Genomic DNA, 25,455 nt, shown 5'->3' on the forward strand with positions numbered 1-25,455 from the left:
GCAGGCCACCGGCATCGGACCGGCACGTTCCGGCTTCGCCCACACCATCAGGCGACACCAGAACCACACATAGACTCACGAACCGCCCACTCAGAGCATGATGAGCAGACGTGTCTCCGGCTTGAGCTTCCTATTCACCGAACGACTCTGTACGTACACCTCCAACTTGGGGTTGTTCCCCGCCTTCACGGAGACGGTCCCCTGGACATCCGTGCCGAACAAAAGGCTGCGTGCCGCGTCGCCCGTATAGGCGCGGTCGGTGTCCTTCTCGACCACGATGACTTCCTTGTTCTGCTGAACCTGAGCCCGGGCGCCCAACTGGTAGTAGCACGAACCACGTTCGTACGTCACGCCCGGATGCGAGTTGACGAAGGGGCGAATCTCGACCTCCTTGTCGACTTTCAGGAGCCGGTACTTGTCAGCCGGAATCGGTTCGAGGTTCGCCCGCACCTCGTCAACCGATATGTCCTGGCCAACGGCGAACAGGTTCTTCGTGCCGCGCACCCCCTGCTCTCGCCCGCGGAGGAAGCTGGTGGCGGCAGCGCGCACGGTACCGATCGCCTCCTCGACGCCCTTCTGGGAATCCGCATCCCAGATGGCGATGTTCCCGGCCGGGAAACCGTAGTTCTGGGCGGTGCGCTTGGCCAGGGAGTTGGGAACGAGGATCGCGGAAGTCCAGTGGCCCGGAAGCCCGCTCATCTTCGCCGCGATCTTGTCGAGCCAAGGGCCAAGGATGGCCATGTCGCCGTCGTGCCGCCTGTCGCCGCCGGAGGCGTTCTCCTCACCGTCCGTCACGACGATCTGGAGGAAGCTGTGCTCGCCGTATTCCTCCCAAATATGGCCCAGGTCGTCCAGGGACTTCAGAGAAGCCTCGATGAGGGCCGTAGCGCCATTGTTGACCTGGTACAGCCCCCGCATGGACGGCAGATGCTTCACGTCCATGTCCCAGACCAGGTTCTCCACCTTGTGGTCGAAGGAGTAGAGGCTGATCCGTGTCTCGTGGCCGAGGCTGTCCGACTCGGCCTTCAACCCCGCCACGAACTCGTCCACAACTCGAATGAGTTGACTCTGGTGCGGACGCATTGAACCCGAACAGTCCACTACCAGCGCGACGTGATTCACCTTGTGCTGGATCTTGTTTGCGGACACGTTTGTGCTCCCCCTCCGAGGCTCCCCGAGTGATGTCTTCACTTTATGGGGAGGCACTGACAACGGCGTTTGACGCTCATTCACCTGCCTGCATCTAGTGCTGGATTCCTCATCGGATGTACACATACCGGCGTCGTAGTTGGCGGGTGGGCGGGGCTGGCCGACCCCAGATCCAGGGCCTGGCACGGGCGTTGAGTTGCCGGGTGGCCACGGCCGTGGCTGCGTGATGTCGTCGGGGTTGGCGAAGGACCGCCCGGCCAGGGCGGTCTTGCGGAAGATCTGCCACCAGCCTTCCTGCATGTTCAGCCAGCACGCGCCGACCGGGATGAACGCGTGGCGGATCCGGGGGTGGTCCTCCAGCCAGGTCCGGGTGGACAGGTTGTTGTGGGAGGACAGGTTGTCGGTGACGATCCAGATCTCGCCGGTCGGGTCGGCGTCCTCGACCAGTTGCAGGAATTGCTGGTAGAAGACGCTGTTGCGGGAGGAAGCGGCCATAGTGATCTGCTGGCCGTCCCGGACACGTAAGCCCCCGTAGACCCAGGCCTTCTGCGGCCCGCGGCTGTAGTCGATCTCGGACTTGATCCGGTGCCCGTCCGGTGACCAGCCCGGCGCGGGCGGGAAGGTTCGCGGGATCACCGGCCCCAGCTCGTCGGCGCAGATGACGGTGGGGATCCGGTGTCAGGGCGCGAGTACCGATCCATTGCCGGACCGGAGGGCGCTCCCCTCCTCCATGCTCGCGTGCCGTCGGTTCACCCTCGCAGCCCCCTTCGCAGCAACCTCCGGTCAGGGTGCGGGAGTCGACTGCGAAGACGTACGCGGCGGAACACAAAGCCGGGGCGCTCCTGGCGCGTGCCACAGTGGTCCTCTCCCGCACGCGTGCCCGACGCACCGCCGCTCGTCCACGCCGACAGCTTCGACATACCGGTTCTCTTCCGCGACGGGCCCGCGGACAAGCCCCGTACGCAGTGGCGTACTGCCAAGCACGCACCGTGGAATGGAGCGGACGGCTTGCCTGCGGCCGACGGCTGGTACGCGCCGACGTCCACGTGGCGGGAGATCATCAAGGCCGCCACGGAGGTCGGCCGTGACGTCACCCCGCAGCTGCAGAACCAGCCTCGGTATGCGCGCGGGGAACTCGTCGCCCGAGTATCCCCCGCTGTACGCCTATCTCGGGATGCACGACGTCACCCCCAGACACCCCGTGCCGGACACAGTGGGCCGGCGCCTGACCCTAAATCCGGTCTAGGCGTACGGCACCGAGCGGACCGCGAAGAACGCCGCCGCCTACCGGCTAGGCATGACGATGGCCGAGTGGGCGTGCCGCTCTCTGCTGGGCCTCGCGCAGGCCGAGCATCTCGAACTCGGCGGCCCCGTACCCGCCTTGCACAACGCGTTCAAGAACCCAGGCGCAAAGCTGCCCGATCTGTGGGGTCGACATGAGACGGAGGGCATGTACTGGCTGATCGAGGCCAAGGGCGGCAACGTCGGCGTGGGTGTGCTCCGCAAGGGGTGGGCGCAGCTGGAGTCCGGCAGCAAGATCCTCAGCCCGTACGCCCACCGCGCCGTCCTGGTCGGCGCCTCCGTACGACCGGGGGGAGACCTCTTCCTCACCATCGACCACGACCTCCACCCCGGCAAACTGCCGTTCCCGCCCCCCGTTACCTTTTTCGTGGCTCCGCAATGGGGCCTCCGGCCTTCGGGTCCGGCATGACTTCCGCCCCTTGTTGCGGTTGATGATCCGGGGGGTGGTGTCACCGGGTCCGGAGGCATCGACGGACCGCTGATGAGGGGCTTGAGCACCGGCTTCACCCGGGCCGGAAGAGCTCTCCGTAACGTGGGTGTGGCAGCTCGATGCCGAGGCAAGGCCGGACGAAAGCGTGAGCGGAGGGGCTCGCACGTGATCGACACCGAAGACATCGACGTCTTCCTCGGCCTGGACGTCGGCAAGGGCGAACACCACGCCACCGCCGTCACCCCGGCCGGGAAGAAGGCCTTCGACAAGCGACTGCCCAATACCGAGCCCAAGCTCCGCGAGCTGTTCGCCAAGCTGCAGGCCAAGCACGGAACGGTGCTGGTCGTGGTCGACCAGCCGGCCTCGATCGGGGCCCTGCCGCTGGCGGTCGCGCGGGACATGGGCTGCCCCGTGGCCTACCTTCCGGGCCTCACGATGCGGCGGATCGCCGACCTCTACCCCGGCGAGGCCAAGACGGATGCGAAGGACGCATTCATCATCGCCGACGCGGCCCGCGCGATGCCGCACACCCTGCGGGCGATCGACGGCGAGGACGAGACGATCGCCGAGCTGGAGATGACCGTCGGGTTCGACGACGACCTGGCCGGCGAGGCCACCAGGGTCGCAAACCGGCTCCATGGCCTGCTGACCCAAATCCACCCTTCGCTGGAGCGGGTGCTGGGGCCGCGGTTGCAGCACCCGGCGGTGCTGGCCTTGCTGGAGCGGTTCGGGTCACCGGCCCAGATCCGCAAGGCCGGACGGCGGCGGCTGGTCACGCTGTTACGGCCGAAGGCCCCGCGGATGGCCGAGCGACTGGTCGAGGAGATCTTCACCGCTCTGGACGAGCAGACCGTCACCGTTCCGGGCACCGAGGCAGCCGCTCTGATCGTCCCGAGCCTGGCCGGATCCCTGGCTGCTGTCCTTGACCAGCGCAAGCTGCTGGCCGGGCGGATCGAGGAACTGCTGGAGGCTCACCCTCTTTCGAAGGTCCTGACGTCGATGCCAGGGGTCGGCGTCAGGACCGGAGCCCGGATCCTGATCGAGGTCGGTGACGGCAGCACGTTCCCGACCGCCGGCCATCGCCGCCTACGCCGGTCTCGCCCCGGCAACCCGCAGTTCAGCGTCCTCAATCCGCGGCGAACAGCCCTCGAGGAGAGGAAACAAGCAGCTCAAGAGAGCCTTCTTCCTCTCCGCGTTCGCCGCCCTGGGCGAACCAGCATCGCGGGCCTACTACGACAAGAAGATCGCCCAGGGCAAGCACCACACGCAGGCCCTGCTCTGCCTCGCCAGACGACGGGCAGACGTCCTCTTCGCGATGCTCCGCGACGGAACCTTCTACGAACCTCAACCCGCCAAGTCAGGCTGAATCGCCGAGAGCCCGCCGTGCTTCAGCCCACAGCCGCTCGAACTCCTCCGCGGAGATCTCGGCCGCCTGCGGCTGGTCCTGCCAGCCGTCCATGGGACCTTCGGCGAGAACGCCGTACTGCCGTTCATAGCGGAACATCGCCGCGAGATCTGCATGATCACGCAAGTGCAGCACCTCTTCCAAGGAGGCTGCTGTCACCGGACGCGAGTCCTGCCCCCGGACCTCAACCTGTCGCGCTGCCCAGCCTTCGTCATCGGCCTCGAAATACAGCCACAGATCTTCGTCCTCGTAGTAGGTGCGGAACCAGGTCGTCATGCCGCCATCCTGACCCACGACCTTGACCAAAGAGATAGGGGCACCCCCCCCGGTCCGATGAAGACGGGGGATCGGCGAGGCCGGGAAATCTTGAGGACCACCTCGGCGAGAGCGACGACGCGCTCATCGGCGCGGCCCGCGCCCAGATGCTCACCTACCTCGCTCTGAGCTCCGCGCCCGCCTCGCTGCTGCGGACCGTGCCCGTGCCCGCCGACCGCACCTCCCGCCGCCGGCGTACCGGATTGACCACGCCCCTGGAGCAGGACGCCCTTACCCAGGCCCTACGGGCCGACGCCCGCGGCGCAGAGACCCAAGCCGAGCAGCACATCCTCCGCGCGGGTGTTCGCTCGATGGGTTTGGACGACTTCCTCACCTGCCGCATTCCCGGGACCGAGGTCCACCTCGGCATGTCCCGCCGCCTGTTCGCCGCCTGCGAGCGCCTCCATCAAGAGGACCTGGTCATCGCCCGGCGCACCCCAGGACTTCGTGCCGAGGACCAGCAGCCCGACACCGAGCACATCAGCGAGGAAGCGCAGGAGGAAATGCGCCTCACCCGCCGACGGATCTTTCGCGAACAGCAGGAAGAAGCCCGCCCACGACTTCGCCCGATGCTCCGCGATGCCTACGAACAGGGCTCGACGAGCGAGTGGAGTGATCTTCTGCACCGCCACCAGGAACCGCAGCTCGATCTCAGAGGGCGGTTCGTGAGTCTTTGAGTGTTTCTGTCGTCGCCTGATGGTGTGGGTGCGGGCGGAATCCGCTGGTCCACAACTGGTGGTCTGTTGGGGTGGTGGGGTGAGTGAACGCATGCCGTACCCAAGCGACTTATCGGATGGGCAGTGGTTGTTGATTGAGCCGGTGATCACGGCGTGGAAGGACCGGCACCGCTCGGTCAGTGGTCACCAGGGCGCCTATGCGATGCGGGAGATCGTGAACGCGATCCTCAATCAGGGCCGGACCGGCTGCCAGTGGGCTTACCTCCCACACGACCTGCCGCCGAAGAGCGCGACGTACTACTACTTCGCCGCCTGGCGGGACGACGGGACTGACCAGGTCATTCATGAACTCCTGCGCTGCCAGGTCCGTGAGAAGGCTCGCCGATTAGAGGACCCGACCCTGGTGGTGCTGGACACCCAGAGTGTCCACGCGGCTGCCGGGGTCCCCGCCTCCACGACCGGCCGGGACGCGGCGAAAAGGGTGCCGGGCCGCAAGCGGGGACTGGCCGTGGACGTGCTGGGCCTGGTCATCGCCGTCACCGTCCTCGCCGCGAGCGCGCACGACAACGCCGCGGGCATCACGCTGCTGGACCAGGTCGCCGAGCACACCGGCGGGACCGTCGAGAAGGGCCTGGTCGACCAGGGCTTCAAGAACCAAGTCGTCATCCACGGCGCCGGCCTGGGCATCGACGTCGAGATCGTCGAACGCAACCCGCAGGACAAGGGGTTCGTGCCGCAGCCGAAGCGGTGGAGGGTCGAGATCTGTCAAGCACAGTGCACTCATGGAGTCTGATGCTCTGCTGTGCCGACAGGCTCGGCCCAGATGCGGCGGCTGTACCAGCCTGGCGGGCGTGTCCGGCGTTCGCGGAGTTCGGTGAGTTTTTGCTGGTCGGCATGGGCGATGAGGCGGTGGGGCCAGCGGCTTTCCCGGCGGGTGGTGATCCAGCCGCGGTTGATCCAGGCGTAGAGGGTGGAGGTCGTCATGTCCAGTTCGGCGGCCAGGTGCTTGAGCCACCACTCGTTGGGGCCGGGTTCCTCGCCGGGTGGTGCGGGGCGGTGTCGGTGGACACGGCCTGCGGGGCAGTCCAGGCGGCGCATGAGGTCGCGGACGGTGGCTGCCGCGATGCGTTTGCCGCCTTTCGCGGGCCGGAAGCCCTCGGCTTCCAGGTGGTCGGCGATCCTGCTGGGGCCGATGCCCTGGCCTGCGAGTTCGCGGATCCGGGCGGTCAGTTGGGGGTAGTAGCTGAGCTGCTCCAGTCGCTGGACCGGGCGGACGAGTTGTCCCGAGGTGGTGGTGCCGCCGGCCCAGACGATCGTGATCTTCACCTGCTCGCTGGTGCCGAGCACGGTGACGATGACCTTGTCGATGACCGCGCGGATGATCTCCTTGCGGTCCGCGCTCGTGGTGCTGTGCGCCCGCCATAAACCCTCGATGTCGCCGGCCAGAGTCGTGATGGTCTGCCGCTCAGAGGGAGTGAGGATGTGCGGACTGCTGCGGGTGAAGCGGTCGTATTCCTCGCCGAGCCGTTGCTGGACGGCGAGTGCTTCCTCCCACTCCTTCTCCAACTGGCGCACGACCAGGCGGTTCTCCGGCTCGGCGAGATGATGGCTGCGGCGGGCCCGGTCTGCGTTGTGCGCGGCACGCTCCAACCGCTGCGACCACAGCTGTTCCAGTTCGGCCCGCTCGGCCAGGACCTGGTCGGCCGCACGCAGGGACACCTCGACGGCGGCGGGCGTGAGGGCGGCGAGGACCTCCTGTTCGACGAAGGCATCCACGCAGGCGGAGTTGAGCAGCTGGCAGTCTTTCTCCGCGCCGTAGTTGGTCTTGTCGCGGGCGCACACGTATTCGGGCAGGGCCTTGCTGTGCTGGGTGTGGTAGCGCACGCTCATGCGCCGATGGCAGCGTCCGCAGTGCACCAGCCCGGCCGCGAGCGCGGGGCCGCCCCGGATGGCGCCCATGGCTTCGGCGCGGGCGCGGTTGGCCGCCAGCTTCACCTCGTTCGCCTCGAACTGGGCGACAGTGATGTAGGCGGGCAGGACATTCGGGATCATCACATGCCATCCGTCCCGGGCGCGGACGACCCGTCCGGTGCTCGGCCGGGCCGGGTCCTGGCGGCGCGGGTCGACCCGACGCCGCCCATAGGCATAGATACCGGCATAGGCGGGATTGTGCAGCAGGTTCTGCAGCGTCATCCGGTTCGGCCTTCGCCATTCCAGAGTGCCCTTGTCCGGACCCTGGCGCAGCCGGATACCCAACTGGATGTCGTGGTCCACGAGATAGCGCAGCACACCGTGCAACGTGCCGAGCCGCTCGAACTGCGAAGACCAGACGGATCACAGTCTGCACCTGCTCGTCCGGATCAAAAGCGACCTCCCCCGACGGGCGCCGGACATAGCCGCTGGGCAGGGCGAAGGCCAACTCGCCGCGGCGGGCCTTGTTCAACCGCCCGCTCCACATCCGTTGCTTGATCAGGTGCAGTTCGGCCTCGCTCATCGTGCCCTTGAGCCCCAGCAGCAGCCTGTCGTTGTACTCGGCCGGGTCGTAGACACCGTCGGTGTCCGCCAGTACCGCACCCGACAGGGCGCACAGCTCGATCAGCTGGTACCAGTCCCTGCCGGAGCGGGCCAGCCGGGACATCTCGATCCCCAGCACGAGACCGACGTGGTCCAGCCCGATCTCGGTGACCAGACGCTGAAAGCCCGTGCGGGCGACCGCACTCGACCCCGACCTGCCCAGGTCCTCGTCGATCACCAGGACCCGGTCCGCCTGCCAGCCGAGCGCGACCGCCCGGTCCACCAGGGCGTACTGCAACCGGGTCGATTCCTGGTGGTCGACGAGTTGCTGGCGGGTGGACTGGCGGACATAGATCACCGCGAGCCGCTGCAGATGACGGTCGTCAATCTTGCTGCCGGGACGCTCCCACGGCATCACCGAGGCCATCGCTGGTCCCGCTCACTCGCCGTCGCGGCGGCGGACAACGCGCGGCTCGCCAGCCGCATCAGCTGCCCCACCACCGCCTGCCGGTTCACCTCGGGCAGCGCCGCCCACACCTGCCCATCCGGCACCACCGGAATCGTTCTCTGGGGCCGACGTCACTGTCGTCGCGCATGACGACCTGTTCCCCTCGTCGCTCAGCCCGCCCCGCAACCGTGGCGCCACAGCGACCAACCGCAGCAGGCCCTCACGGCCGATTATCGGCGTCCGCTCACTGCTTTGACTATCCATAAGCGCAGTGTGCTTGGGCGATGGAGCAGACCTACGGGATCCTGATACTGCACCGGCGCCTGGTCCGCGACTACGAACACCGCCCGGCCTCCTCCGCCTCCCGCGTCTATTGGGCCATGACCCACGTCATGGCCCGCCGGCTCACCGGCGCGAACACTCCCACCTGGCGCGACCCGCAGACGGTGACCGCGTGAACATCCAGCCCCTGCTCGACACGCTCGGCATCCAAGAGGACGCCGCCCGGGCCCTGGCCGACGACCTCCGCACACAGATCACCGAACTGCAGGCGCGGCTGCGGGAAGCCGAGACCCACCTCGAGCACCTGGCCATCACCTGCAAGACCGTCACCGCCCTCAGCGAACGGCTCCCCGCCCACCCGGACTCGCCCGACCTGCCCGAGCACCCGGACTACCCCCGCATCCTCGCCGTCTTCAACGAGGCCACCGGCCCCCTCCGGGCCCGCGATGTCTGCGAAGCCCTCGACCACGAACTGCTGCCGAAGAACATCGAGGGCACCCGCGCCAAGCTGAAACGCCTGGTCAAGCTCGATGTCCTCGCCGAGGTCGACGCCGGCAGCTTCACCAGGAACCACTAGCCGACCGAGCACCGCGATCAACAGCCCTGACTCTGTCTCACCCGCGAACGACACACTCCACGAACCGCCTCCCGATAGGTCAGATAAGGCAGGCGTCGAGCGTTACTGCGCACCGCTTGACGGCGATCGAAAGCGGGCCACGATCTGGTGTGCGTACTGATCCTCCGGGCCGAAGTCCTGGACTGCTCGATGGGCCTCCTGGGCCCGATGTGTCTCGCACAGCAGCCGAGCAAGGACGTACAGAGCGTCACGGTCACCATCTTTGGCGCGGCTGCGCAGCGCCGCCTCCATCCCCCGCTCGCGAAGCGATCTGTTGAGTCTCCGACGTGCATGGACATCCGTAAGAGCGAGTTCCGTGAGTTCGGAGAACCGCTCCGCACGGGCGAGCAAATCCATGTGCCACAGATGGTTGTCGTGCATGTAGTGATCGGTGGAGTAGCACTCGGCGCGAGCGCTTACCAACGCGATAGCCGCATCCCAATCCCGAAGCTGTTCCGCTGCCCGGGCCTGCTCGAACCACTCCACGGGACGAGTATCGCGTAGCGCTGTCTCGTACAGCGTGGTGGGAATGGTCGCCGATGAAGGTCCGCGAGGCCCATGCGCCTACCGTCGCCTGTCAAATGCTCTCAAAACGACCTCTCAGGGGAGACGACGATCTCCTCGAAGCCGCAACGCCCGAGACCTACCTGGCCGTCAGCTGGCACAATCTGCCGCCGAGTCGCACCTGAGCAGGGCAGCCGGCCCGGATCGGCTCGGAGAGCGATTCAAGGGAGGCATCGGCCTGGCAGCCAGGTCGTCCGCGACCCGTTCGAATCCCTGACGACAGGCGGCCACGCCGCTGCGCCTTCGCCGCGCGGAACGGCTCACGCGGCCCTGACCTGAGCCGGGCGGGCCTCCTCGCTTGGTGCGGCCGGACATCGCTCGTACGGTCGTGGATGCCACAGAACTACCCGAGGAACGACAGCCGGATCTGACGGTTGTGATTCGAGACGTTGGTGTCCACCAAACTCCGTTAAGACAACCTCAGCGTACCCGGACGTCGCTGAGCCCCGGCAGGTCGGGCTCTCCCTCGGCTACTTCATCGTTCGTGAGTGACAGCTTGCGGCGGGTTCGGTCGAAGAGCTTCGCGGCCGGCTCGGATTCGAGAGCCTGGATCTGTTCGGCGGCCACCGCGAAGTGAGACCCAAGTGCTCAGCCCGGGGCCCGGAGCGAGTCGAGAGCCGCATCGACGGTGCGGCTCAGGGAACGTGCGTCGCCGCCCGCCCGCGACCGCACGTTCACCCCGTAAGCGAGCAGCGCGAGCAGCTCAGCCGCCGAGGCCGGATCGACAGAATCCGCCAACTGTCCATCCTTTCTTGCCATTTCGAGCGCGGAGCGGAGCGCGTCGCACAGCCCCTGGTGGTGTCGGTCGAGGACGGCCCGCACCTCCAGGTCGTCGCTCTCCGCGCCCGCGTGCGCGTTGGACACCAGGCAGCCCCAGCGCGCGTGCTCTCCCGACGTGCGCGCGGTGATCAGGCCGCGGAAGAAGTCCGCGACCGTGGGCAGCCCCCGCCCGTCCTCTGCGAGCTGCCGGAAGACGGGCTGCGAGCGAGCCGCCACATAGCGGTTCAGTGCGGCGAGGTAGAGCTGCTGCTTGCCGCCGTAGGTGGAGTAAAGGCTGGAGCGGTTGAGCCCCGTGGCGTTCACGATGTCCTGCACTCCGGTGGCCGCCACGCCCTGCTTCCAGAACAGGCGGACCACGGTCTCCAGGGTCGCGTCCGGATCGAAGTGCTTGATGTCCGCCATGCCTCACCTCGCCACCATCTTGGAACAGTGGTTTCAAGATACCGCCCCGACCGCTATCTTGAAACGAGCGTTCCAAGTTCTCGGGGGCGGGCCCTTCACACCTGCCCCCCGCCGCACGGGAAGGACACCGCCCAGTCATGGGTCCAGGTGCTGTTCTCGGGACGGAGGGGACGGTCGGGCGCGAGCGCCACGACCGTCCCCTCCGTCGTGACAGGGCTCAGCGGCCGCGCTTATGCGGTTGCGGCACCTCCAGTTCCTCCAACTGCGGCTCGTCCCCGTCCTGGATCCGCCGCCAGGCCTCGCGGTAGAGAGCGGCGACGGGCCGGGTGGGCACCACGACGCCCAGGACGGACTTCCCGCCCTCGAGCAGGTCGTACATCGGCAGCTTCCACCGCTCCAGCGGCAGGTGCGGGATCTCGAGCCGGGTCCAGCCGCCGGGCAGGAACAGCGAGCGTCCGGCCTTGGAGCGGTTGCCCTCCACAACGAGGTCGGTGGCGGCGAGTTCGGCACGGGCGGCACGGAGCCGGGCCGTTCCGCCGCGCTGCTTCGTCCAGCCGGTCCAGCGGGCGGTGTTGCGGTCGGTGGGGTCCGGCATGGCGAGCAGCATCAGATAGATGACGGCGGCGTCCTCGCCGATGCCGTACCGCTTGGCCACCTCCGTGACGAGGCCGGGTACGGAGCGTGCGGGATCCTGCGGCCACCACTGTCCGTCGGCGTCGCGCTCACCCGCCACCGGGTTCCCGGGGTCGGCGAGCAGTTCGGCGAACGGCTGGTCGTGGACCAGGCGCAGCGCGGTCTCCTGGGCGTTCGGCCGTTCACCGGTGAACAGCGCCGACAGGTGCGGGTCGGTTCCGGCCGCGTCCAGCAGCGCGGGCCGGATGGCGGCGACAGGCTCGGCTCCCCCGGTGCCCAGCACGACCGCGCCATAGCGTACGAAGTCCTCGCCGGACTCCGTGGGATCTCCGGCGGCCCGCCGGTACGCCTCCCAGTCGGTCCGCCGATCGACACCGATCAGCAGCCCCGGGTGGGCCAGCCGCTCGCGCAGCGCGGTCAGTACGCCGGGCAAGGTGGCGCGGATCGGGTCGCCGGACGGGAGACGGTGGGCGAGCCATGCGGCCAGGGCCACCGCGCCCTTCAGGACGGTGCCGTCGAAGCCGGGTGTCTTCTCGGCGGACTGCGGGGAGTAGCGGCCGAACGTCCAGGTCAGGTCCTGGGCCAGCCGGGGCTCGGCGGTCACGTCGAGGAAGCCGCGCAGTGCCTCGGCCGGTGCCCATCCCGGGGAGTCCACCGTGCGGGCCGCGTCGTGGAGCAGTTCCTCGGGAATGGGCGTGCGCCGGCCCAGCCGCTCGTTCCAGACCTCGGCGGCGCGGGCGGCGTCGGGGCCGTCCGTCCACAGCCGGGACGGCTCGACGGGGAGCAGCGCCGCCACGACCGCCCGACGGGCGCCCGGGTCGAGGGAGCTCAACTCGTCCTCGGCGACGCGCGCGTCGGCCGTCTTCACGCCGATCGTCCTCAGCGTCGCGGAGGGCACCGCCTCGCGGTTGTCGTCGATCATGGGCATACCGGCGACCACCAGCCGGGCCATGGTCGGGGTGACGCCGGTGAGCCGGGCGAACTCCTCGGCGGCCGCCGGGAACCAGGGCGCCGGGCCGCGCTGGGCGAGCTCGGCGCGGAACGCCTCGACCCAGCCGGGCGCCCGCGTCGGCTCCGGGACGAACGGCTCGTCGGAGACGAGGGAGTACGGCGCCGGTACCTCGAACCGGCCGGACGGGTCGTGGTGGATGGCTCCGTAGTGCAGGCCCCGGGTGTCGTCGGCGTACCACCCGCGGACGAAGTCGTACCAGATCTCGGGAAAGGCGAGGAACGCGCCGCCGTCGAGATCGAGCACGGTCGCCCTCGTGGCACCACGTATGGCGTCGGGCCCCTCGAACAGACCGCGGTCGAGTCGCAGCCCGACCCGGCGCCAGTGGCCGGGGTCCGGCTCGGTGAGTCCCTGCGCGTCCAGTTCCGCGAGGAACGCGTCCAGCGCCCGCCGATGTTCCTCCATGGTGGCCTGTGAGCTGGCCCGCAGTGCCAGTACGGCGGGCAGCTCGGGCAGGGCCAGCGCGTTCAGGTGCGCCAACGACTCGTTCTTGACGAGCTCGAGGTGTGTGCGGCCCGCGGGCGCCGGTTGGGCCAGGCCCCGCATCGACCGGCCGAGCAACTGGGGCAGGTCGAAGAGGTACTGGCAGGAGTCGTAGAAGTGTCCGTAGAAGGTCGTGCGGCTCCTGTTCGCGGTGAGGCCGACGCCGTTCAGCGCCGAGGCGAGCAGGCGGTCGCCCACCTTGGGCCGTGGCTCCTCCGGGACGTTCCCCGTGCCGGCCGATTTGAGCCGCGCGCGTGCCGCGTCCAGGACGCGCTGCTGCTCGGCGGCGTACCGCACCACCCCGGTGATACCCGCGCGCAGTGCCTCATGGCCGACCTCGGGCAGCAGCGTCCGGACCAGTCCGGGTACCAGGTCCTGGTCGTCCGTCCTCGGCTCATCCTCGTTCCCGGCGTCCCGCGGCCGCTCCGCGACGGCCCCGGTGAGCAGGGCCGCCGCGGTCTCCTCGTCGATCCGGCGGAGCGCCGCGGAGCCCTGCGGGTCGCGGGGCTGAAGCAGATGCCAGTAGCGCAGGGGCGGCAGCAGCGCGGTACCCGCGGCAAAGGGGCCGGGACCCTGGGCCTGCCCGACCTCGGTGACCACCGTGCCGTCCGCGTCCAGCAGTTGGATGCCGAGCCAGTTACCGGTCACGGCCAGCGGCCGGTCGGCGCCGGGGAACCAGAGCGCGTGCAGTGGAACCTTGTCCCTGTGGGACGGCACGACGACCGAGCGGCCGGCCAGGTCCTCGCCCCGCCGCGAGCCGTCGGGCAGCTTCACCACGCGCCAGCCGAGGATTCCGTCGACGGGCGCGCACATCGGCCCCGGTACGGCGGAGGGAGCGGGCCGCAGCCAGCCGGACTCCAGAGCGCTTCCCTCCGGTGCGGTGCGCACGCCCTCACCGAACCACTCCGGCTCTCCGGGTTCCCCCAGCGTGTCCCCGGCCGGGTCGTAGGCGTGCCACGCGCTGTGCCCGTCCTTGGCCCAGTCCTTGACCCACACCCAGTACGACGTGCCGTCCCCGATCACCTGCCGCCGCTGCGGCACGACGGTGTCCCCTCGGCGCAGCACTCCGTGACCGGTGGTCCGGCCGCCCCCGGGAAGCGGGAGGGAGGCGGGGGATATGTCACCGCTTATCCCGTTTTCCCCGTCCACCTTGCTGAAGTAGGAGTGGTGCGCGGAGCCTCCGACCTGCATCGGCGCCGAGTCCGCGGTGGGGTGCCAGTAACCCTGCCCGCCGAAGGTGGACGAGTACCACCAGACGAACAGTTCGCCGTCCACGTACTGACAGCCGACCCTGTGGAGCCCGTAGTCCGGGACGTCCGGCGGGAGGCACAGCTCGTGCGTGAGGACCGTGCCCTCCGCTCCGATCACGCGGACCTGCCTACCGACCCGCACGATGAGGTACGGCCAGGCGTCGTTGACCTCGACCCGCTTGGCCCGGTCGGGCGAACCCACCGCTTCCTCCCAGGCGGGCCAGCCCAGTTCGTCGAGGATGCCGGTGCGCAGGGCGCGGGCCAGCGCCGGAACCATGCCGGTGGCCAGTGCTTCCCGTACCGCCTCCTCGGCGACCGCCAGCACCTCTCCCGGCAGCCAGCTCAGCGTGCGCAGGGCGCCGGGGAAGCTGGAGATTCCGGGCAGTTCCGAGGTGATGTACGTCCGGCTGACCTCCCCCACCCATTCGGCGAGCATCGGTCGCCCACCGGGGGACTTGGCCAGGGCGAGGACGGTCTCCTTGTGGTTCGCCCTGGCGTCCTCGGGGCAGCCGCGCCGGAAGGCCGGGCGGAAGCGGGTGTGGGCCTCCAGCGCGACGAGATCGCGCCGGTCGTCGCAGGCCGCCCACGCGTTCAGGCCGAGCCTCTGCCTCTCCTGGGGTTCCGCCACCGGTATGCGCAGGGACAGGAGCTGGTCGAGGAGGTTCACATCACTGACCGGAGGCGGCAACGTGCCGCCGGTGGCGTCCAGTTCGGTGCGCAGCGTGTCGGCCATACGATCGACGAGCGGATACAGCTCCGCCGGGGCGAGGTGATTGTTGTCCGCGCGGCACAACTGGAGGAACCTGCGCGTCCATCCGGCCGTACCGTCGGGGGACCGTACTTCGGCCGGGAGCGTGCTGTCGCACAGCCCGGCGGTGGCGCCGGACTCCTCCAGCAGGTCCAGCCACCGGGACAGTTCCGCGCCCTCCCACTCCGTGGGCATCAGTCCCAGCAGGGTGCCGCGGAAGGCGGGCTCCCGCCGGGTCAGTTCCAGCAGGGCGGCGCGGTGCGTCTTCCACCAGCCGAGCGGCGCCTTGACCGTGCCGGGCAGCACCAGCATCTCGCGCAGATAGGCGATCTCCTCGGCGAGGGCGTTCCTGCCCGCGACCGCCTTCGCCAGCCGGCGCAGATCCGTCGCGCCCGGGCTCGACGGAGGCAGTCCATGTGCCGCGAGCCGGACGAAGAGCCCGCGCAGGTGACGGAACGCCGTCGCGACCGGGACCCGGGACGACAGTCCCTTGGCGTAGCCGGAGAGGACCTTCGTCGGCATGGCGTCGGCCAGGGCGAACTCAAGGAAGACGGCGTCCATGCGCGCCTCGTCGAACGGCAGCCCGTGTGCCGTCTCGGCCTTGCGCGCGTTGACGAACATCTGGGACGCGTACGCCTTCTCGCTGGCGGCCAGGAACACGCGCCCCGCCTGCTCGTAGAAGGTCGGCAGGAAGTGCGGTACGGACCCCGCGAGCCGTTCGCCGATCGACTCGTAGGTCGCACGGGCCCTCTTCGGGCTCGATCTCGCCTTCCGCGCCACCTTGTTCATCTCCTCGACCAGGGACATGGCGAGGTGACCGTCCGAGGGGTGACGGACCAGCACCCATTCGGGGAAGCCCAGGGCCCGGGGCCGGCCGAGACCGACCTCCACCGGCTCGCCGTCGGGTTCGAGGCCGAGGAAGCCGGGGCGCGGGCCCTCGGACTGTTCCGTGGCGGTCAGGCGTACGACGATCCGGCCGTCCAGGCCCGGATGCCGGTAGGTCTGGGTGAACATGGGCACGGCGCGGTCGCCCGCCCCGGTGGTGTCCGGCGGCAGTACCGCACCGGCGCGCAGCAGTTCCTCAGGGTCCGCCGGCGCCGCGTTCCGCGTCGTCGGGTCGTTCATGCGTGCGTGCCTTTCGTGGGTGTGCGTACCGCCGTGTCGTTCGCGTTCACGCGGCGCCGTCCGTGGTCACGGTGCGGTCGGCATGCAGGGCCGCGGCCATGCGCATGCCCTCGGACCAGGCCACGGGGCCGACCTCGGTCAGTGGCAGGCGCCGGTGACCGTCCTCGTCGTTCCAGGTCAGCCTGCCGGTCCAGGCCTTCTCCTCGGTGTAGGGATTGCTCATGCCGACCGAGGCCGTGACGATGCGCCCGGCGTCCCTGATCCGGTCCACGACGCTACTGCCGGAGATCTTGTAGCCAAGGGACGTGGCACGGACGGAGAGGTGGAACCACGAGCGGTACTCGGCCTCGGCGAACTCGGTGATCGCGTCAGTTCCACTGTCGATCCCGTCGGGTTTGTGCCAGGTGGCGCGATGGATCTGCTCGACACCCTGAACGACGCCCAACTCGGCCGCGAAGGCACGGAGTTCCTCCAGGTCCGAGAGGAGGACCGGATGGGGCATCGTCACCGTGCGGGGAGTCAGGCGAACGGTCTCGCCGTCCAGGTTCACCACCCGCAGTTCACCCGAGTCGTCCGCGTCGCGCAGAAATCCGACCTCGTCGGGGTTGTCCCCGACGATGACGATGTCGCGCAGCGCCGACTGCCATGCCTCGTCGGGCCAGAGCCGGGCCAGCAGCCCGGTCGGCACCGGCAGCGAGGACACCATCCAGATGTCGACCTGTGCCGCGCACTCGGCGGCATGCCATTCCAACCACTCGGCGAACCGCTGAAGTTCCTGTACTTCGGGGCGGTCCCGTATCTCCTCCGGCACGGCCCCCGCCCGTCCGGGCGGGGCCTCTGCCGATGCGGACCGGGACCGGGCCACCACCCGCCCCTCCACCAGAGCGACTTCATATGTGTCGCCCGCTGCCAGCCAAGCCATCCGTTCCTCGCCTCTCCCACCGCTCGGAATCCGGCACAGCGCGTCCGGCGGCCCGGATCGGCACGCCCCGCTGTGACGATGGCGAGACTAGGGGCACCCACCGACAATCCGCGGGTACCTCTTGCTGACGACTCTCGATGCGCTTGGAACCGCCGGACTGCATCAGCTGCAGATAGTCGATCACGACCAGCCGGAGATCATTGCGCTGCTTGAGGCGGCGGCACTTGGCACGGATTCGCGGAGCAAGCCTGGACAGAGCCAGCCGCGTCGCAGCAGGGGCCAGATGCCTTCGACCAGGTCGAGGTCGGGGGCGTGGGGTGGCAGGTAGTCAATGGTCAGCCAGTCCCGGGGCGGCGAACTCTCGCAGTCCTGCAGCCTTGCGGGCGTTGAGATTGTCCCGGACGACGATCGGTCCGCCGAGCTGAGTGTGGGCGGCGATGAGCAGGTCGCGGTAGTCACGCCAGGTACCGATCGCCCTCCAGGAACGGTCGGTCCAAGGAACACTCGACGTCCCGCGAGGCCATCATCGATCCGGGCGGCGTCTCGTTTGGTGTGGCCGGAAGTCGCTCCTACAGTGACGGCGTATGTGCTCCTACCCCAGGAACGACAACCGCACCTGACGGTTGTGATTCGAGACGTTCGTGTCGACCAGGCACACGGACTGCCAGGTGCCCAGCTCCAGGCTCCCGCCGATCACGGGGAGCGTGGCGTGGGGCGGGACGAAGGCGGGCAGCACGTGGTCGCGGCCGTGACCGGCGCTGCCGTGGCGGTGCTGCCAACGGTCGTCCGCGGGGAGCAGGGTGTGCAGCGCGGCCAGCAGGTCGTCGTCGCTGCCAGCGCCGGTCTCGATCACCGCGATGCCGGCGGTTGCATGCGGTACGAACACATTGAGCAGGCCGTCGCGGCCACCGGCGGTCTCCCTCAGGAAGGCCTCGCAGTCGCGGGTGAGGTCGATGACGGTCTCCCGGGAGCCGGTGGTGACGTTCAGGACACGTGTGGTGAAGGCATCGGACATGTCCCCATCCTCGCGCAACGGCACGGAGCCGGGCGTACGTCGAAGGCCGAGGGGTGCGTGCGCGCGGGGCGCGCGCTCGCTGGCTGTCGAGGGGGGCTCGGCTCTGGGGAAGATCCCGGACTCCCCCGGAGTTGGTAGAAACGTGAACGACATCGAGGCGCGTGGCGCGGTACAGCAGGTGGACGTGGTCGTCATAGGCGCTGGGCAGGCGGGTCTGTCCAGCGCCTATCACCTGCGCAGGACGGGGTTCGAGCCGGACCGTGACTTCGTCGTCCTCGATCACTCGCCGCGCCCCGGTGGCGCCTGGCAGTTCCGGTGGCCGACCCTCACCTACGGCAAGGTGCACGGGATGCATGCGCTGCCGGGCATGGAACTGACCGGCGCCGACCCCGCGCGCCCCTCGTCGGAGGTCATCGGCGCTTACTTCGACACCTACGAACGGGCCTTCGATCTCCAGGTGCGGCGGCCTGTGGACGTACGCGCGGTGCGCGACGGGGACGCCGGGCGGCTGCTCGTCGAGACCTCGGCGGGCAACTGGTCGGCGCGGGCGCTGATCAATGCGACCGGCACCTGGGACCGGCCGTTCTGGCCGCACTACCCCGGGCAGGAGACCTTCCGCGGGCGGCAGCTGCACACCGTGCAGTACCGCGGTCCGCAGGAGTTCACCGGGCTGCGGGTGATCGTCGTCGGCGGTGGGGCGTCGGGGACTCAGCACCTCATGGAGATCGCGCCCTATGCGGCCGCGACCAGTTGGGTCACTCGCCGCCCTCCGGTCTTCCGCGAGGGACCCTTCGATGAGAACGTCGGGAGGTCGGCCGTCGCACTTGTCGAGGAACGGGTCCGGAAGGGGCTTACGCCCCGGAGTGTCGTGTCGGTGACCGGTCTGCCGCTGAACGATGCGATCCGGCAGGCCCGCGCGGACGGCATCCTGGACCGGCTGCCGATGTTCGACCGGATCACCCCGCACGGTGTGGAGTGGAACGACGGACGCCGCATCGACGCCGATGTGATTCTGTGGGCGACCGGATTCCGTGCCGCGATCGACCATCTGGCACCGCTGCAACTCAGGGGGTCGGGTGGCGGTATCCGTATGGAGGGCACCCGCGTGGCCGCCGATCCGCGCCTTCATCTCGTGGGGTACGGGCCTTCGGCGAGCACCATCGGCGCCAACAGGGCAGGTCGAGCCGCTGTCCGGGACATCAGACGGCTGCTGGCCCGGGACGCGATCGATGTCGCGGCGTGAGGCCTGACGCTCGCGGGCAAGGTCGAGCCTGGTCATGAGAGCCGGTCCCAGTCCGGCCCGGATCGCGGGCCGGGTACCGGGACCCGCAGACCCTCGCTCAGCCGCTCTGCGCCGGGCCCCGGCTCTGGTGGAGTCGGTTGAACTCCTCGACGTTCCTCTGCTGTTCCTCGAAGTTCGTGGTGAAGCGGGTGTCGCCCGGCTTGACCGTCACGAAGTACAGCCAGTCGCCCGCCGGTGGGCTGATCGTCGCCAGCAGCGCGTCCTCGCCGGGGTTGGCGATCGGCGTGGGAGGCAGCCCCATGCGGATGTAGGTGTTGTAGGGGCTGTCGATCTGAGTGTCGTTCTCGCTGGTCCGCAGCGTGCTGCGGTTCAGCGCGTAGTTGATGGTGGCGTCCATCTGCAACGGCATGCCGCTGTTCAGCCGGTTGTAGATGACCCGGGCCACCTTGCCCATGTCGTCCTTGGTCTCGGCCTCGGCCTGGACGATGCTGGCGATGGTGATGGTCTGATAGAGGCTCATCGGGTTGCGCTGGGGACCGGCGGTCAGCTGGTCGCCGTTGAACTTCTCGTTGGCCGTCCTGACCATGTACGACAGCACCGACTCGGGGGTCGACTTGCTGTTCAGGGGATACGTGGCAGGGAAGAGGTAGCCCTCAGGGTTTCCCTTTGCGTCGGGGGGAAGGTGCAGTTTGGCCTTGGGAATCGACTTCTTGGTGGTGCCTGCCGGCACGCCGAGGGCGTTGTCGATCGCGGCGTACACCTGACTGGTGCGCCATCCCTCAGGGATCGTCAGAGACGCGGGCCGGGTACTAACGATGTCCGTGCGCAACAGCGGAACCGCCACGGCGGCGGCCACCACGCAGGCTCCGGTCGCAATGAGGACGATCCGGCCCCGGCGCGTCAGTCGGGTCCTTCTCCGTCGCGGAGTGTTGATCTGCATGCGGGCACGCTAACCCGCACATTGCAACAAACCCGGCATATCTTCATCTTGTCGGCTCCAGTTGGGCGTCTCGGTGGACGAGGGCGGCGTAACGGCCGTCCTGCTCGAGCAGCTCGTCATGGGTGCCGCTCTCCGCCACGCGCCCGGAGTCGAGCACGACGATCTGGTCGGCGGACCGGATCGTGGACAGCCGGTGGGCGATGGTGATGGTGGTCCGGTCGGCGGACAGAGCGTCGATGGCGTCCTGCACCGCATGTTCGGTACGGGTGTCCAGGGCGCTCGTGGCCTCGTCGAGAATCAGCACGGGTGGGTCTCGCAGGATGGTGCGGGCGATGGCCAGTCGCTGCTTCTCCCCTCCGGAGAAGCGGTGGCCGCGTTCGCCGACGACCGTGTCATAGCCGTCGGGCAGGGACGCGATGTGGTCGTGGATCTGGGCGGCCTTGGCTGCCGCGTACAGCTCTTCGTCCGTGGCGTCGGGCTTGGCGAACCGCAGGTTCTCGGCGACCGATGCATGGAAGAGATATGTCTCCTGGGAGACGACGCCGACTGCGCGGGCGAGCGTGTCGAAGTCCAGGTCTCGCACATCGACGCCGTCGATGGCCACTCGGCCGCCCGTGACGTCGTAGAGCCTGGGCACCAGATAGCTGAGAGTGCTCTTGCCCGCGCCGGTCTGGCCCACGACGGCCAGGCTGCCGCCTGCGGGGACCGTCACGTCGATGCCGTCGAGGACGGGCCCGCTCTTGTCGTCGTAGCGGAACTCGACGTCCTCGAAACGGACCTCACCGACGATCTTGTCGAGGTGGACCGGGCTCTCGGGCTCGGTGATGTCGACCGGCAGGTCGAGGTACTCGAAGATGCGCTGGAAGAGCGCGAGCGAGGTCTGTATCTGGACGCCGGTGGACAGCAGGCTCACCGTGGGGCGGAACATGCCCTGCTGGAGGGAGACGAAGGCGACGAGGGTGCCGATCGAGACGGAGGGACCGCCGAGCTGGGATGCGATGCCCGCGGCCCAGTAGATGACGGCCGGCATGGCGGCCATGACGATCGTGATGACGGCCATGCGCCAGCGCCCCGCCATGTTCGACTTCACCTCGAGGTCGACCAGTTGCTCGGACTCGTCCGCGAAGGACCGGGTAAGGGACTCGGCCCGGCCCATGGTGCGGCCGAGGAGAATGCCGCTGACGGAGAGGGACTCGGTCACGGTGGCGGCCATCGCGGCCATCTGCTTCTGCCGCTTGGTGGCGATCTTCTTGCGCTCGCGGCCGACTCGCCGGCTGATCCACACGAAGACCGGGAGCAGGAGCAGCGACACGACGGTGAGACGCCAGTCGAGGGCGAGCATCGCGACGATGCTCGCGACGACACTGGTGAGGTTCGAGACGAGCGAGGTCGCGGTGGACGTGACCGTCGCCTGCATGCCGCCGATGTCGTTGGCGATGCGCGACTGGACCTCGCCGGTCCGGGTTCTGGTGAAGAAGGCGAGGGACATGCGCTGCAGCCGGCCGTAGACAGCCGTGCGCAGGTCGTGCATGACGCGCTGGCCCACCGTGGTGGAGATGAGGGTCTGCAGGACGCCGAAGACGCTCGTGACGACGGCACTGAGGATCATGCCGAGCGCGAGCAGGCTCAGCAGACCCGTACGGCCCTGCGGGATCGCGGTGTCGAGGATCTCCTTCAGCAGGAAGGGTGTGGCGATCGAGACCAGCGATGAGGCGCAGACGAGCAGCCCGACGACGGTGAGGCGGCCTTGATAGGGCCGGAAGAGCCGGAGGATGCGGCGCACCTGTCGCGGCTGGTCCGGATCGGGTGTCGGGGGTGTCCAGGTCGGTTCGTCGGGATGCATGGGCTCCTACGGGTGTGCGACTGAGGGCGCCGGCCTGGACAGACCGACGGCGGCGAACGAAGGGAGCATAGCTCATTGTTACCTATACTCACAATGAACGAGGTCCTGATATCGTTCCCGCTATGACCACCCCGGACGCCGACGGCCTGCTCGCCGAGCAGCTTCTGCGGCTGACCCGCCGTGTGCACCGCATTCAGAAGCGCCATCTGGAGCAGTGCGGGCTGGGTATCACGCCCGCTCAGTCCCGATTGCTGCGCACCCTCGTGCACTACAGTTCCCCGCCCCGTATGGCCGATCTGGCCGAGCGTCTGGAGGTGGTGCCGCGCGCCGTGACGACGCTGGTGGACGGCCTGGAGGCGGGCGGACAGGTGCGCCGCGTCCCGGATCCCACCAACCGGCGGGTGATTCGGATCGAGCTCACGGAGGCCGGTCGCCGAGCGCTGCGGGAGCTGCGCAACGCGCGCCGGGCCGCTGCCGAGGACATCCTGGCTCCGCTGACGGGCGAACAGCGGGAGATGCTCACCGGTCTGCTGTCCGCGCTGATCGACGGGGTGCCTCACACCGAGGGGCGCCGCTGCTGACCCCGGTGGTTGACACAACGCACGGCGAAGGGCCCGGCGCAGTGGCCGGGCCCTCGGTTTCACGGATTTCCTCGACCCGGCTGGGCGGCTCGGTCGCTCGGCTGGTCTCAAGCGCGCCTCTCAACCCGCCTTGGGCGCAGCCTCCTTGGCCGTGCCCTCGACGGACGGCGGCCCGGCCTGCTCGGGCACGCCGGTCGCCGCGTCCTTCGCCGCGACCAGAGAGCCGTCGCCGTCTGCCTTGCCCGCCTCACCTGCGTTGTCTGCCTCGTCCGTCGCCTCCGGCGCGGAACCGAGGTCGCCGTCGAGCACCTTCTTGGCCCACTCCTGGTCGAGCACGCCTTCCCACCGGGACACCGCGAAGACAGCCACGCAGTTGCCGAGCAGGTTGGTTACGACACGCATCGAGTCCATGATGCGGTCCACTCCCAGCAGCAGGGCGACGGCTCCGGCGGGGATGGCCCCCAGCGAGGAGGCGGTCGCGGACAGGGCGAGGAAGGCCGAACCCGGGATGCCCGCCATGCCCTTGCTGGTGAGCATGAGCACCAGGATCACGGCGATCTGCTGGCTCAGACTGAGGTCCACGCCCACGGCCTGAGCGATGAACAGCGTGCCGATGGACAGGTAGAGCGAGGCGCCGTCGAGGTTGAAGGAGTACCCCGTGGGCAGCACCAGGCCCACGGCGTCGTCGCGAGCGCCGGCCTTGCGCAGCTTCTGCATCACGCGCGGCATGACGGACTCGGTGGAGGCGGTGCCGAGGGCGAGGAGCATCTCCTCACGGATGTAGCGCAGGAACTTCCAGAGGCTGAGCCCGGTGACCATCCGGAGGGCGACGGCGAGGAGTGCGATGAACGACGCCGCGGCCGCATAGCACAGGATGATCAGCTTGGCGTACGTCTCGATCACGCCGAGCCCGTACTGGCCGATCAGGACGGCCATCGCGCCGAACACCGCGATCGGCGCCAGCCGCATGACGAAGCCGACGATCGCGAAGATGATCTCCTGGGCCTGCTCGATGGCGGGCAGGACCTGCGGCACCTTGGTGTGGCCGAGGTGCAGCAGCGCGGCACCCACCAGGCAGGCCAGGATGAGCACCTGGAGCAGGGAGTTCTCGGCGAAGGCCCCGATGAAACTCGTCGGGAGCGCGTTCAGGACGAACGCGGTCGTCGAGGGCAGTGAACCGCCGCCCGTCTTCGCGTCGACCGCCGAGGTGTCGAGCGTGGACGGGTCGACGTTCATCCCTGAGCCGGGCTGGACGATGTTGGCGGCGAGGAGCCCGATGAGCAGGGCAAGTGTACTCGCGACCTCGAACCAGATCAGGGCCTTGAGCCCGATCCGGCCGAACGCCTTCAGATCACCGGCCTTGGCGATGCCGACCACGACCACGCAGAACACCAAGGGCGAGATGATCGTCTTGATGAGCCGGGTGAAACCGTCGCCGAGCGGCTGAAGATCCGTGGCCACGTCGGGCCACAGCTTTCCGACGACGATTCCCAGCACAAGTGCACAGGCGACCTGTGCAAACAGAGAGGTGCGCAAGATGCGTGCGACGCGTCGCGGCGGGGACGGAAGTGACGGCGACACGGGGGACTCCTTACGATTTCTGGGATGCGGAAACGTTCTTCCGCGGCGCGTCACTATTCCGGAGCACGCACCTCCGTAAGGAACCTCCGTGTCACATCGACGTAAATCCTGGCGTCGCCTCTGACTTGACGCCCCGTCAGCGAGTTGCCGACGGCGAGGAACGGGACCGCGACAACCGCGCCCCGCTTGGGCACGGCGGCGCATACCGTGATCGTCGTTGTTGCCGTCTCCGCGGCAGCACTAGAGAGCCCGGGGCTTCTGGACGATGCCCGGGGCGAGTTGCGAGAGGAACGACGGTTCGGCGGACGTGAGAGCTACGCCTTGAGCTCCGTCTTGTCGCCCATCACGATGACCGGGTGCTGATCCGGGTCCAGGGTGCGCAGCAGGTACCTCATGGCCGACTTGGACACGCTGACGCAGGCCGACGTTCCGCTGCCGTGGTCCATGTGCAGCCAGATGCTGCCACCCTTCGACTGGCCTTCGGGCCGCGTCGGGTCGTTGGGTGAGGTGCCTTGGACGCGGTTGTAGTCGATGGCTATCACGTAGTCGAAGTCGTGCCAGTGCGACTTGGCCCAGTAGTGCGGGGCCTGGAAGGACGCGGACTGGGTGTAGGGCAGCTGCGCGCCGGGGTCGGACAGGACGCCGCCGGCGTCGGTGAGCGTGAAGACACCGACCGGGCTGCGCTTGTCGCCCTCGTGGTGGTCGGTGGTCCAGCCCTTCTTGCCGTTGTGTGCGTCCCAGCTGCGGGTCATGTCCCAGGTGGTGCCGTGTTTCGTGTAGAGAACGACGGTCGAGTCCGCCGAGTCCTTGCCCTCCCCGTAAACGGCGACGACCTGGCGACTCTTGGCGGGTATCTGTGACTGCAGCTGGTCACCCACATCGGGGATGCGCTTCAGGTTTGCGGTCTGCGCGCCGGCGCGCTGCGCTGCTCCCGGGGTCGCGCTCTCTTCGGCGCTCTCCTTCTTTGCGCTCTTCGCGTCCCCCGAGCCTCCGCATGCCGTAAGGGACATGAGAAGGACACCACAGGCCGCTCCCGCAACCACCGTTCGTACCGCACCAGCTCCACGCATGGGCTCCATGCTCGCACCACGTATCGCACGAACGTGCCCCACCCCAGCGTTCGGGCTCCCATGCAGGCCGATTCTTTGCCCTTCGGCGAAAAACCGTTTGCCTCGCGGCATGGCCGGACGCGAACCTT

Annotated in this window: 18 protein-coding genes and 7 pseudogenes; 8 read left to right on the forward strand and 17 right to left on the reverse strand. The window is 68.7% G+C overall.

The window, feature by feature from the left end:
- Nucleotides 1-90: 90 nt before the first annotated feature.
- Nucleotides 91-1,149: a vWA domain-containing protein gene (locus ACWD4J_RS40000; protein ID WP_356332458.1), complete on the reverse strand. Its 1,059-nt coding sequence runs from the start codon at nt 1,147-1,149 to the stop codon at nt 91-93.
- Between the two features lie 288 nt (nt 1,150-1,437).
- Nucleotides 1,438-1,785: pseudogene (locus tag ACWD4J_RS40005) on the reverse strand (transposase); the annotation flags it as partial.
- A gap of 661 nt (nt 1,786-2,446) precedes the next feature.
- Between ACWD4J_RS40005 and ACWD4J_RS40010 the strand changes: the two are divergent.
- On the forward strand, nt 2,447-2,860 hold the full coding sequence (locus ACWD4J_RS40010; protein WP_451400476.1) for a hypothetical protein: 414 nt from the start codon (nt 2,447-2,449) through the stop codon (nt 2,858-2,860).
- A gap of 186 nt (nt 2,861-3,046) precedes the next feature.
- Nucleotides 3,047-4,247, forward strand: a pseudogene (locus ACWD4J_RS40015) (IS110 family transposase).
- On the opposite strand, the gene ACWD4J_RS40020 reads toward ACWD4J_RS40015, so the two are convergent.
- Nucleotides 4,239-4,562, reverse strand: a complete 324-nt coding sequence (locus ACWD4J_RS40020; protein WP_267009341.1) for a hypothetical protein — start codon at nt 4,560-4,562, stop codon at nt 4,239-4,241. The pseudogene ACWD4J_RS40015 and the gene ACWD4J_RS40020 sit on opposite strands and share 9 nt — an antisense overlap.
- 203 nt (nt 4,563-4,765) lie before the next feature.
- Between ACWD4J_RS40020 and ACWD4J_RS40025 the strand changes: the two genes are divergently transcribed.
- Together ACWD4J_RS40025 and ACWD4J_RS40030 are read left to right on the forward strand one after the other, a co-directional pair.
- Nucleotides 4,766-5,278 carry a hypothetical protein gene (locus ACWD4J_RS40025; protein ID WP_451400477.1) on the forward strand — a complete coding sequence of 171 codons (513 nt, stop codon included), beginning with the start codon at nt 4,766-4,768 and terminating at the stop codon, nt 5,276-5,278.
- A 79-nt stretch (nt 5,279-5,357) separates the two neighbouring features.
- Nucleotides 5,358-6,038 (forward strand): annotated as a pseudogene (locus ACWD4J_RS40030) (IS5 family transposase); the annotation flags it as partial.
- A gap of 20 nt (nt 6,039-6,058) precedes the next feature.
- On the opposite strand, the gene ACWD4J_RS40035 reads toward ACWD4J_RS40030, so the two are convergent.
- Nucleotides 6,059-7,567 (reverse strand): recombinase family protein, encoded by a 1,509-nt coding sequence (locus tag ACWD4J_RS40035; RefSeq protein ID WP_451400478.1) that lies wholly within the window; start codon nt 7,565-7,567, stop codon nt 6,059-6,061.
- Nucleotides 7,568-7,757: 190 nt separating this feature from the next.
- Nucleotides 7,758-8,219, reverse strand: a pseudogene (locus ACWD4J_RS40040) (recombinase family protein); the annotation flags it as partial.
- Between the two features lie 299 nt (nt 8,220-8,518).
- On the opposite strand from ACWD4J_RS40040, the pseudogene ACWD4J_RS40045 reads away from it, so the two are divergent.
- Nucleotides 8,519-8,698, forward strand: a pseudogene (locus ACWD4J_RS40045) (IS5/IS1182 family transposase); the annotation flags it as partial.
- Nucleotides 8,695-9,099 carry a hypothetical protein gene (locus ACWD4J_RS40050; RefSeq protein ID WP_451400479.1) on the forward strand — a complete coding sequence of 135 codons (405 nt, stop codon included), beginning with the start codon at nt 8,695-8,697 and terminating at the stop codon, nt 9,097-9,099. The pseudogene ACWD4J_RS40045 and the gene ACWD4J_RS40050, both read left to right, overlap by 4 nt.
- Nucleotides 9,100-9,201: 102 nt before the next feature.
- On the opposite strand, the gene ACWD4J_RS40055 is transcribed toward ACWD4J_RS40050, so the two are convergent.
- The 8 genes and pseudogenes from ACWD4J_RS40055 to ACWD4J_RS40090 all read right to left on the reverse strand — a co-directional run bounded on the left by ACWD4J_RS40055 (nt 9,202) and on the right by ACWD4J_RS40090 (nt 18,069).
- A complete protein-coding gene (locus tag ACWD4J_RS40055; protein ID WP_451400480.1) occupies nt 9,202-9,624 on the reverse strand; it encodes a hypothetical protein in 423 nt (140 codons plus the stop codon).
- Between the two features lie 498 nt (nt 9,625-10,122).
- Complete coding sequence (locus ACWD4J_RS40060; protein ID WP_451400481.1) at nt 10,123-10,269, reverse strand: hypothetical protein; 147 nt, start codon at nt 10,267-10,269, stop codon at nt 10,123-10,125.
- Between the two features lie 21 nt (nt 10,270-10,290).
- Nucleotides 10,291-10,884, reverse strand: coding sequence for a TetR/AcrR family transcriptional regulator (locus ACWD4J_RS40065; protein WP_451400482.1), 594 nt, complete (start codon nt 10,882-10,884; stop codon nt 10,291-10,293).
- 217 nt (nt 10,885-11,101) lie between these two features.
- Nucleotides 11,102-16,132: a DNA-binding protein gene (locus ACWD4J_RS40070; RefSeq protein ID WP_451400483.1), complete on the reverse strand. Its 5,031-nt coding sequence runs from the start codon at nt 16,130-16,132 to the stop codon at nt 11,102-11,104.
- 46 nt (nt 16,133-16,178) lie between these two features.
- A complete protein-coding gene (locus tag ACWD4J_RS40075) occupies nt 16,179-17,054 on the reverse strand; it encodes a DUF4132 domain-containing protein (protein ID WP_451400484.1) in 876 nt (291 codons plus the stop codon).
- Nucleotides 17,055-17,169: 115 nt separating this feature from the next.
- Nucleotides 17,170-17,289 (reverse strand): annotated as a pseudogene (locus ACWD4J_RS40080) (DnaB-like helicase C-terminal domain-containing protein); the annotation flags it as partial.
- Nucleotides 17,290-17,309: 20 nt separating this feature from the next.
- Nucleotides 17,310-17,517: pseudogene (locus tag ACWD4J_RS40085) on the reverse strand (transposase); the annotation flags it as partial.
- A 129-nt stretch (nt 17,518-17,646) separates the two neighbouring features.
- Nucleotides 17,647-18,069 (reverse strand): secondary thiamine-phosphate synthase enzyme YjbQ, encoded by a 423-nt coding sequence (locus tag ACWD4J_RS40090; protein ID WP_451400485.1) that lies wholly within the window; start codon nt 18,067-18,069, stop codon nt 17,647-17,649.
- Between the two features lie 142 nt (nt 18,070-18,211).
- Here ACWD4J_RS40090 and ACWD4J_RS40095 point away from each other — a divergent pair, with 142 nt between their 5' ends.
- Nucleotides 18,212-19,312 (forward strand): NAD(P)-binding domain-containing protein, encoded by a 1,101-nt coding sequence (locus tag ACWD4J_RS40095; RefSeq protein ID WP_451400486.1) that lies wholly within the window; start codon nt 18,212-18,214, stop codon nt 19,310-19,312.
- Between the two features lie 97 nt (nt 19,313-19,409).
- Here the strand turns inward: ACWD4J_RS40095 and mltG are convergent, their stop codons facing one another.
- Nucleotides 19,410-20,252, reverse strand: a complete 843-nt coding sequence (gene mltG, locus ACWD4J_RS40100; RefSeq protein ID WP_451400487.1) for an endolytic transglycosylase MltG — start codon at nt 20,250-20,252, stop codon at nt 19,410-19,412.
- Between the two features lie 43 nt (nt 20,253-20,295).
- The gene (locus ACWD4J_RS40105) at nt 20,296-22,095 is read right to left on the reverse strand and encodes an ABC transporter ATP-binding protein (RefSeq protein ID WP_451400488.1); all 1,800 of its coding nucleotides are present in this window, start codon (nt 22,093-22,095) and stop codon (nt 20,296-20,298) included.
- A 122-nt stretch (nt 22,096-22,217) separates the two neighbouring features.
- On the opposite strand from ACWD4J_RS40105, the gene ACWD4J_RS40110 reads away from it, so the two are divergent.
- The gene (locus tag ACWD4J_RS40110) at nt 22,218-22,676 is read left to right on the forward strand and encodes a MarR family winged helix-turn-helix transcriptional regulator (protein ID WP_451400489.1); all 459 of its coding nucleotides are present in this window, start codon (nt 22,218-22,220) and stop codon (nt 22,674-22,676) included.
- A 120-nt stretch (nt 22,677-22,796) separates the two neighbouring features.
- Here the strand turns inward: ACWD4J_RS40110 and ACWD4J_RS40115 are convergent, their stop codons facing one another.
- Nucleotides 22,797-24,257, reverse strand: a complete 1,461-nt coding sequence (locus ACWD4J_RS40115) for a cation:dicarboxylate symporter family transporter (RefSeq protein WP_451400490.1) — start codon at nt 24,255-24,257, stop codon at nt 22,797-22,799.
- 314 nt (nt 24,258-24,571) lie between these two features.
- Complete coding sequence (locus ACWD4J_RS40120; RefSeq protein WP_451400491.1) at nt 24,572-25,327, reverse strand: hypothetical protein; 756 nt, start codon at nt 25,325-25,327, stop codon at nt 24,572-24,574.
- Between the last annotated feature and the right edge of the window lie 128 nt (nt 25,328-25,455).

The sequence above is a fragment of the Streptomyces sp. NPDC002577 genome (genome assembly GCF_053594815.1).

What these genes read in the sequence shown, in the direction of transcription:
- ACWD4J_RS40010 (WP_451400476.1), top strand. Translation starts at nt 2,447, where the DNA reads ATGACGATGGCCGAGTGGGCGTGCCGCTCTCTGCTGGGCCTCGCGCAG.
- ACWD4J_RS40020 (WP_267009341.1), bottom strand. Translation starts at nt 4,562, where the DNA reads ATGACGACCTGGTTCCGCACCTACTACGAGGACGAAGATCTGTGGCTG.
- ACWD4J_RS40065 (WP_451400482.1), bottom strand. Translation starts at nt 10,884, where the DNA reads ATGGCGGACATCAAGCACTTCGATCCGGACGCGACCCTGGAGACCGTG.
- ACWD4J_RS40070 (WP_451400483.1), bottom strand. Translation starts at nt 16,132, where the DNA reads ATGAACGACCCGACGACGCGGAACGCGGCGCCGGCGGACCCTGAGGAA.
- ACWD4J_RS40075 (WP_451400484.1), bottom strand. Translation starts at nt 17,054, where the DNA reads ATGGCTTGGCTGGCAGCGGGCGACACATATGAAGTCGCTCTGGTGGAG.
- ACWD4J_RS40090 (WP_451400485.1), bottom strand. Translation starts at nt 18,069, where the DNA reads ATGTCCGATGCCTTCACCACACGTGTCCTGAACGTCACCACCGGCTCC.
- mltG (WP_451400487.1), bottom strand. Translation starts at nt 20,252, where the DNA reads ATGCAGATCAACACTCCGCGACGGAGAAGGACCCGACTGACGCGCCGG.
- ACWD4J_RS40105 (WP_451400488.1), bottom strand. Translation starts at nt 22,095, where the DNA reads ATGCATCCCGACGAACCGACCTGGACACCCCCGACACCCGATCCGGAC.
- ACWD4J_RS40110 (WP_451400489.1), top strand. Translation starts at nt 22,218, where the DNA reads ATGACCACCCCGGACGCCGACGGCCTGCTCGCCGAGCAGCTTCTGCGG.
- ACWD4J_RS40120 (WP_451400491.1), bottom strand. Translation starts at nt 25,327, where the DNA reads ATGCGTGGAGCTGGTGCGGTACGAACGGTGGTTGCGGGAGCGGCCTGT.